This window comes from Frankia sp. CcWB2 (assembly GCF_977927585.1).
The window spans coordinates 4,135-10,271 of record NZ_CDWRCM010000010.1; the positions used below are offsets into that span (position 1 = coordinate 4,135).

Below are 6,137 nucleotides of genomic sequence, written 5' to 3' on the forward strand. Positions count from 1 at the left end.
TCCTATGAGGTGACGGCCCAGAGCGACCGGGTCGGCGTGCGGCTCCTCGGGCCGGCGCCACGCCGCCGGATCACCGCGGAGCTACCCTCGGAGGCCGTCGTCACCGGGGGAATCCAGATCCCCCCGGACGGGCGGCCGGTCCTCTTCCTCGTCGACCATCCGGTCACCGGGGGTTATCCCATGCTGGGCGTCGTCGCGTCCGAGGATCTGCACCTGGCCGCGCAATGCCGGCCCGGCCAGCGCATCCGGTTCCGGCCTTACCACGGCTGGACCACAAGATGACAGGCGAGGAGCGCCACCCGCGAAATTCGTTATCTTTGCTCGTATTGCTCCCGGGGGGGAGACCCGAGGAGGCCTTATGGGTTCGGTTCGATTCACGACCGTCATCGCCGCCGCGTCCGTGGCCGCCCTCGCAGCGGCGCTCACCACGGCCTGCCAGGCGTTTCCCGCCGGCAAGGCAGCGTCGGCGACGCCGTCTACGGGAGCCCGGGCCGACCAGGAGATCACGATCGCCGCGACTCCCATCCCGCCGCACCCGTCCGGGGCGGCGCACACGGAGCTCACCGCGGGGTCGTTCGCCCAACCGACCACGCAGCCGCACCCGGAACCGGTCGCGGAGCCGGCGAGGACATCGCCGACGGCGTCGTCCGGCCTGTCCACGGCCACGGCCCCGCTACCGCCACGGACCGACGAACCGCCCGCGGGCCTGCCGGACGATGCCCGCCTGCCGGTTCCGGTGCAGGCGCCCCTCGTCGCACCGGGCACGAGCGCCCCCGCTCCGGGCACGAGCGCCCCCGCTCCGGCTTCGACGCGGACGCCGCCCGTCGCCCCGCCCCGGACCGGCACCGAGGCCGCCGAGGTGGTCCGGTTGACCAATATCGAGCGGGTCCGAGCGGACTGCGGCGCGCTGACGGTCGACGCCCGGCTGGCAGCCGCGGCGCAGGCGCACAGCGCCGACATGGCGGCGAACGGCTACTTCGGTTACACCGGCAGGGACGGTCGCGGCCTCGACAAGCGGCTGGCCGCCAACGGGTACACCGCCGATCTCATCGGGGAGAACATCGCCGCCAGATCGCTCACCGCGGCTCGGACCGTGCAGATGTGGATGGACAGCGCCGATCGGCGGACGACCATCCTCACCTGTGCCTTCACCGCCATCGGCGTGGGCTACGCCACCGGCGGCGCGTACGGCACCTACTGGACGCAGGACTTCGCCGGTGCCGACCCACGAAACCACTCCGGGTCGAGACGCTCAGCCCACCCTGAGGCGCACGGCCGGCCCTGAGACGCACGCTTCCCCTGTTCCCCCCGACGGATCCTTCCGTCAGTGGTGGCTGCGGCGCCGATGACGGCCGAACGCGCCCGTGCGTTCCTCGGCTCCCTCGGCCGGAGCACCCTCGGCCGGAACCGAGGCACTGAGGCGGTCGCTGGGATAGACCTCCGGCTCCGCCAGGGGGCCCGGGCGCATGGCCGCCTGCTCCCGGAGTTCCCGCTGACGGCGCGCCGCGGCCACGTCGCGCACCCCCCGCACGCTCAGCCGACCCCACGCGGTCGAACCGAGAAAGAGGATCACGGCGCCGAGGCCGTAGAAGAAACTGATCCAGACGAGCGCCTGCCGGGCGGACCCACCGACCGGCCGGCCGAGCGCGCCGAGGTCCCAGGGGCCCGCCAGCGTCGGGCCGACGACAAACCAGGCGCCGGCGACAATCGCGAGCCACGCACCCAGCGCGGCGGTGCCCCGAGTGGAGCTCATCAACAGCAGGAACCCACCGACGAACGCGGCGGCACCCGGCAGCACCTCCAACCAGAAACGGGCCGACGTCCAGGTCCAGGCACTGTTCGGGGTGAAGGCGAAGTCGAAGTACGGCCCGATGAACGGAATCAGCGCCCCCCACACTCCCAAGAGCATCAGCAGCAGACCACTGACCGCACCCCGGCTGCGGGGAATGCGCCAGGCGCCCAACCAGGGGGAGTCGATGTCGGCGACGTGGGTCATCGGGAGCTCCTTCCGTGGCCAACGCCAGGAACGTGCCCCGCCCGGTGCCGATGAACCCTCGCCGGCGACCAGTCACCACCCGGCGCGCGGAAGAGCCGGGCGGTTTCCCGCCCGCGTCGACGATGACCGACTGGGCGCGGACCATCTCGGCCCGGATCTGCGCCGGTGTGCGATGACTGAACGGCTGGGCGCCTCCACGGGCGTTTACCGTCTCCGACGTACTGGCGGCGACGAGGTGCTTCAGGTTGACCGCGGCGTTGGCGTCACGGTCGATCATCAGCCCGCAGGACTGGCAGGCGAAGATACGGTCCGACAGGGTGAGGCTTGGGTTTCGCCCGCCACAGCCGGAACAGGTCTTCGAGCCCGGCCACGTGCAGGTCCTCGACGACCACGCCGTCATGGCTGGTCGTAAGCCTGGTCGTAAGCTTGCGCAGCCCGTCGCGGCGCTGGTAGGCGACGCGGGTATGGAGGCGACCGAGGGTGGCGGCGCGTCTACGGCGACCGGCACTGCCCGGCCGATCCGGGACAGCTTCACGTGCCGATCCCCAGCCGGCCCGTAGGCGCCGGTGGTGTAGCGGAACGAGTCGCGGGCCTTCCCGCGTTTCTTGAACCGGGGAAAGCCGCCCCGGCGGCCCTTCCGCGTGCCCGTGCGGGAGTCGGTGACGTTCTTCAACCCGCGGGCCAGCCGGTCCAGCCCGGCGCAGGACGTCGAGCATCCGCGGTGTCCACGCTGGATGCGGACCGTCGTCGATCGTCAGGCGACCGCGTCCGCGGGCGCTCCCCACCGGGACCGACAAATATCCCAGTAGACCATACATCGGAAATCACCGTTGAAAGCGAGACCAAGCCGACAAGAAGCCGTTCGGCCCGCAGACGTGACTACTCCGGAGGATGTTGATCGCCGCGTTCACGCAGGTACTGACCAGGAGGAAGGCGCGGGGGCGCGGACCGCCGACGGCCCTGAAAGCCCGGCGAGACGGTACCCATCGTGCACTCATCCCACGTCAGGCCCTACCACGTCAGGCCACGTCGGTGTCATGCCGTGGATCGGGCGCGCCCTTTCGCCAAGCATGATGTTGAGGCCACGATGTCGACAATCCGGACGAATCGCCGTCTTTTAACATAAATATGCCACACAGTCCACCGATATCCGACGATCATTAGGCAACGATCGACGCCCGCTGTGCAGGAGGACCGCTCATGGCATGGCCAGCCGCTCCGGCGGGAACCATCCCGGGCACGTCCGTCGCCGGGGCATCCACCACGGAGGCCACCCCGGACCCGGAGCCCCCGGTCTCGCCCGCCCACGTCCCGGCCGCCCCGGTCTCGGCCACGCCGGGTTCGGCCGCCGCGTCCCCGGTCGGCCAGCGGGTGCGGGTACCCAAGACCGCGGAACTCGTCGCCAGCCAGCTGCGGCGGCGGATCATCCGCGGCGAGCTCAGCGAGGGTGACGCCCTACCGCCCGAACCCACGCTGATGGCGCAGTTCGGGGTCTCGCGCCCCACCCTGCGCGAGGCGTTCCGGGTGCTGGAGGCGGAGGCGCTAATCTTCGTGCGGCGCGGGGCCCACGGCGGCGCGCGGGTCCACACCCCGAGCCCCGAGGTCGCCGCGCGCTACGCCGGTCTCGTCCTCGAACACCGCGGCGCCGCCCTGGGCGACGTCCACCAGGCCTGTGCCGTCATCGAGCCGCCGTGCGCGGCGCTGCTCGCCGAACGGCGTGATCCCGCCGACGTCGCCCGGCTACGCCAGCTCCTCCACGAGGGTGACGAGGCCGCCGACCATCCCGTCGCGCTCGCCTCGGCCCAGGCCGCCTTTCACCTGGCCGTGGTGGAGCTGACCGGAAACAAGACACTGACCGTGATCACCGGGATGCTCCAGCATCTCGTGGAGCTCACGAACAGCCACGGCGGTCGCCCCGGTGCCGACAACCGTCCGGAGGAGACCAGTCTCGCCGCGGTCGCCACCGATGACCGATCGTCCGCCCGTGCGACCCGCCGGATACACGCCACGCTCATCGACCTCATCGAGGCCGGCGACACACAGGGCGCCGCCGATCTCTGGCACCGGCACCTCGCCGCCCCCGACCACGCGATCCCCGGCGGTCCGGCCGACCGGTGCGTGCTGGACCTGCTCAGCTGAATCGAACTGCTGAATCAAACTGTGGAGGGTTGGTCACGGCTTCCAGGCCGCCGGCCGTGCTTAACCCTCCACATTTTCGACGGATCGACGGACCGACGGATGGTGGGCGGCGGGCCACACCGTCCACTGGGTCACCGGCCTCGCCGGGCGCCATCCGGTGAAGCCACCGATCGGGACCGCCCGACTCACTGACAACCGGACCAAATCACCGCCCAGGCGGGCGTGCCAGGAGACGAGGAGCGCCTCGGACTCGAGGGTGACGGCGTTGGCGACGAGCCGGCCACGTCCGCCCAGCGCCGCCCAGCAGGCGTCGAGCAGCCCGGGGGTCGTAAGGCCGCCCCCGATGAAGACGGCATCCGGCGCCGGCAGCCCGGCCAGGGCCTCGGGCGCCCGGCCGGGCACGATCCGCAGCGCCGGCACGCCGAGAGCCGTGGCATTGCGCCGGATCCGGTCGGCGCGCTCCGCCCGCGGCTCGATCGCGATCGCACGACAGGTGCCATGGGTGCGCATCCACTCGATCGCGATGCTGCCCGAGCCCGATCCGACGTCCCACAGCAGTTCGCCCGGGACCGGTCCGAGCCGGGCCAGGGTCACCGCCCGGATCTCCCGCCTGGTGAGCTGACCGTCGTGCTCGAACGCGTCATCAGGCAAGCCCGGCGTCCGCGGGCGGCGCGGGGCGGACGGCGTGGGCACCGGCTCGACAGCGACGACGTTGAGGTCCGCCGGCTCGCGCAACGGCACCTGCGGCACGGCCGACCCCGGCGGCACGACCGACCCTTGCGGCACGACCGAGGCGGCCCCGCCCGGGTGCTCCACGGCGGCCCAGGCCCGGGCACCGGCCTCGACCCAGGCGGAGGCGGGGGCGCTCTGGCGCGCCTCGTCCGGCCCCCCGAGCCGGTCGAGAACCGTCAGCAGGCTCTCGCCGTACCCGCGCCCGACGAGCAGGGTGGCGAGCTCGACGGGCGTGGCCCGGTCGGAGCTGAGGACGAGCAGCCGTCGACGCGGCGCCAGTGCGGCCTGCACCTGCGCGAGGGGGCGCCCAACCGCGCTCACCACGTCGACGTCGTCCACGGCCCACCCGAGCCGCGCGCAAGCCAGGGAGAGCGACGAAGGATGGGGCAGGACCCGCACCCGGTGCGCTCCCAGCAGCCGGACCAGAGTGGTGCCGATCCCGAAGAACATCGGATCACCACTCGCGAGAACACAGAGCTCACCCCGCCCCGCCTGACCGCCGGTGCCGGCGTGCCCGGCCAGCAGGCGGGGCAGGGCCGGCAGCAGCGGGGACGGCCACGGCACCCGCCGGCCTCCGACGGGCTGGCCGTCGATCCTTTCGGGCACGAGGGCAAGCTGGCGATCGGCGCCGAACAGCACGGCCGCCCCGCGCACCACCTCACGGGCCGTCGGCGCCAGCCCCGCCCAGCCGTCGGCCCCGATACCTACCACGGTGACGCGCACAGCGGAGGGGATTGAGTCGGCACCGATGTCGGCGGAGCTCACCGGCCCGGGGGACCCGAATCTGGTGACGTCACCGGATCCGGGCGCGGTCGCCGACATGGCGGCAGTATCAGACACAACAGGCGAGCGTAGCGCGTCGGTCAGGAGGATCAAGAATAGCTGTGCGCCGCGTCCGGACAGACCTGGTCGGCGACCTCCGCCACCTGCCGCGCAACCGCGTCCCACCGAGCCGCGGCGGGTCGCGGGTATATCAGCCGCCGCCGGGCACGGAGGCCGCCGACGGCCAGGGGATGGAAAATCACCACCGTATCGGGTAGCAATTCCTGGTGAAATGCGATCCCCGACACGTTGCACGCCGGCTCCGCGATCGGTGTGGCCTTCGAAGTCCGGATCGCAGACGGACCCAGGAACAGGAAGAGCAGACATCTGTACGCCAAGGTACCAGGATCGCTCCGAGACCTGCGCATAGGATGGCCGGGTAAATTCTCACATGGCCCGATCGCGCCAGGACGTTTGAAGCCCAAACGCAGCATCGGGCACCATGGGG

At 72.0% G+C, this 6,137-nt stretch carries 4 protein-coding genes and 4 pseudogenes; 3 read left to right on the forward strand and 5 right to left on the reverse strand.

Annotated elements, in window-relative coordinates:
• Both ACY45C_RS02365 and ACY45C_RS02370 read left to right on the forward strand, forming a co-directional pair.
• Positions 1–282: pseudogene (locus tag ACY45C_RS02365) on the forward strand (allophanate hydrolase subunit 2 family protein); the annotation flags it as partial.
• Positions 283–358: 76 nt separating this feature from the next.
• Complete coding sequence (locus tag ACY45C_RS02370) at positions 359–1,285, forward strand: CAP domain-containing protein (protein ID WP_462186027.1); 927 nt, start codon at positions 359–361, stop codon at positions 1,283–1,285.
• Positions 1,286–1,324: 39 nt separating this feature from the next.
• Here the strand turns inward: ACY45C_RS02370 and ACY45C_RS02375 are convergent, their stop codons facing one another.
• The 4 genes and pseudogenes from ACY45C_RS02375 to ACY45C_RS02390 all read right to left on the reverse strand — a co-directional run.
• Positions 1,325–1,996 (reverse strand): hypothetical protein, encoded by a 672-nt coding sequence (locus ACY45C_RS02375; protein ID WP_462186028.1) that lies wholly within the window; start codon positions 1,994–1,996, stop codon positions 1,325–1,327.
• A 286-nt stretch (positions 1,997–2,282) separates the two neighbouring features.
• Positions 2,283–2,396, reverse strand: a pseudogene (locus ACY45C_RS02380) (hypothetical protein); the annotation flags it as partial.
• A gap of 16 nt (positions 2,397–2,412) precedes the next feature.
• Positions 2,413–2,814: pseudogene (locus ACY45C_RS02385) on the reverse strand (hypothetical protein); the annotation flags it as partial.
• An 88-nt stretch (positions 2,815–2,902) separates the two neighbouring features.
• Positions 2,903–2,983, reverse strand: a pseudogene (locus tag ACY45C_RS02390) (sulfite oxidase-like oxidoreductase); the annotation flags it as partial.
• Positions 2,984–3,196: 213 nt separating this feature from the next.
• On the opposite strand from ACY45C_RS02390, the gene ACY45C_RS02395 reads away from it, so the two are divergent.
• On the forward strand, positions 3,197–4,135 hold the full coding sequence (locus ACY45C_RS02395; protein ID WP_462186029.1) for a FadR/GntR family transcriptional regulator: 939 nt from the start codon (positions 3,197–3,199) through the stop codon (positions 4,133–4,135).
• A gap of 60 nt (positions 4,136–4,195) precedes the next feature.
• Here the strand turns inward: ACY45C_RS02395 and cbiE are convergent, their stop codons facing one another.
• Positions 4,196–5,689: a precorrin-6y C5,15-methyltransferase (decarboxylating) subunit CbiE gene (gene cbiE / locus ACY45C_RS02400; RefSeq protein WP_462186030.1), complete on the reverse strand. Its 1,494-nt coding sequence runs from the start codon at positions 5,687–5,689 to the stop codon at positions 4,196–4,198.
• Positions 5,690–6,137: the final 448 nt, after the last annotated feature.

Coding starts and splice junctions, on each gene's coding strand:
- ACY45C_RS02370 (WP_462186027.1), top strand. CDS start 359: ATGGGTTCGGTTCGATTCACGACCGTCATCGCCGCCGCGTCCGTGGCC.
- ACY45C_RS02375 (WP_462186028.1), bottom strand. CDS start 1,996: ATGACCCACGTCGCCGACATCGACTCCCCCTGGTTGGGCGCCTGGCGC.
- ACY45C_RS02395 (WP_462186029.1), top strand. CDS start 3,197: ATGGCATGGCCAGCCGCTCCGGCGGGAACCATCCCGGGCACGTCCGTC.
- cbiE (WP_462186030.1), bottom strand. CDS start 5,689: ATGTCGGCGACCGCGCCCGGATCCGGTGACGTCACCAGATTCGGGTCC.